Annotated in this window: 1 protein-coding gene; it reads left to right on the forward strand. The window is 65.4% G+C overall.

What is annotated here, in order from left to right; all coding sequences use genetic code 11:
* The first annotated feature begins 50 nt into the window (after positions 1–50).
* Positions 51–1,286 (forward strand): IS701 family transposase, encoded by a 1,236-nt coding sequence (locus EIL87_RS21670; RefSeq protein WP_199740551.1) that lies wholly within the window; start codon positions 51–53, stop codon positions 1,284–1,286.
* Positions 1,287–1,398: the final 112 nt, after the last annotated feature.

The raw sequence follows: 1,398 nt of genomic DNA on the forward strand, positions 1-1,398 counted from the left end.
CTAGTAGTGCTTTGTTAGGTGTGGATCTTGGTGTGGGATGATCTTGTTCTGTGAAGCAGGGTGATCTCGCTCGGGTGCGTGGCCGGTTGGAGAAGTTCGCGGCGGAGGTGTTCGCTCCGCTGGCGCGGTCGGATCAGCGGGTCAAGGGCGAGACCTATGTGCGTGGGTTGCTGCTGGATGGTCGTCGCAAGTCGATGCAGCCGATGGCCGAGCGGCTCGGGGTGGATCATCAGGGATTGCAGCAGTTCGTGTCGTCGTCGACGTGGGAGTTCGCCTCGGTGCGGGCGCGGTTGGCCAGGCTTGCGCAGCGCACGGTGGATCCGGTCGCGTGGGTGATCGATGACACGGGATTTCTCAAGGATGGCAGTCGATCTCCGTGTGTGGCGCGGCAATACACCGGCACCGCAGGCAAAGTGACCAACTGCCAGGTCGGGGTGAGCGTGCACATGGTCACCGACACGGCCTCGGCTGCGGTGAATTGGCGGCTGTTCGTGCCGGAAAGCTGGGACGACGCCCTTGCCGAGGATGCTGCTGCGGTGGAGGTCGGACGGCGGCGTGCCCGGTGTGGCATCCCGGACACGGAACGAAATCGCCCGAAGTGGATGCTGGCGGTGGAGATGCTCGACCAACTGGCCGAGTGGGGACTGCGACCACCCGCGGTGGTGGCCGACGCCGGCTACGGCGACAACGCGCACTTTCGTGCCGCGCTGGAAGAACGCGACTTGTCCTACGCAGTACAGGTCAAAGGCGAGCTCACCGCCCACGCCGCCGACGCCGCCCCTGAGTTGTTGCCCTATTCCGGCCACGGCCGGCGTTCCAAGCCCCGGTATCGCACCAAGCCGGTCAGCCTGCGCGAGCACATCCTGGCCGCCGGACGGCCCCACAGCAAGCGCATCAGCTGGCGGGAAGGCTCCAAAGGCGATCTCCGATCGGATTTCGTGGCCCTGCGGGTACGCATCGCCGGACGCAAGCCCCGCCTGGCGCCTGATGGATCGCTGCCTCTGCGGTGGCTGATCGCCCAGTGGCCACCCGAGGCCGACGAGCCCATCAAGTACTGGATCTCCAACCTGCCCGCCGACACACCACTCGACCGCCTGGTGCGGCTGGCCAAAATCCGCTGGCGAATCGAACACGACTACCGCGAACTCAAAGCCGGCCTCGGCCTGGACCACTTCGAAGGCCGGTCCTTCACCGGCTGGCACCGCCACGCCACCCTGGCCTCCGCAGCACACCTGTTCCTCACCACCCTCCGCCTGACCAGCCCAAAAGCATCTGGGGCAGCCTGACCCTCTACAAAATCATCCGCGAGCTACAAACCCTGCTCGCCACCTGGTCAGGCACCTGCCCCACCTGCCACCAACACATCCACCGATTACCGACCTAACAAAGCACTACTAG

The sequence above is a fragment of the Saccharopolyspora rhizosphaerae genome (assembly GCF_003931915.1).
Lineage (GTDB): Bacteria > Actinomycetota > Actinomycetes > Mycobacteriales > Pseudonocardiaceae > Saccharopolyspora > Saccharopolyspora rhizosphaerae.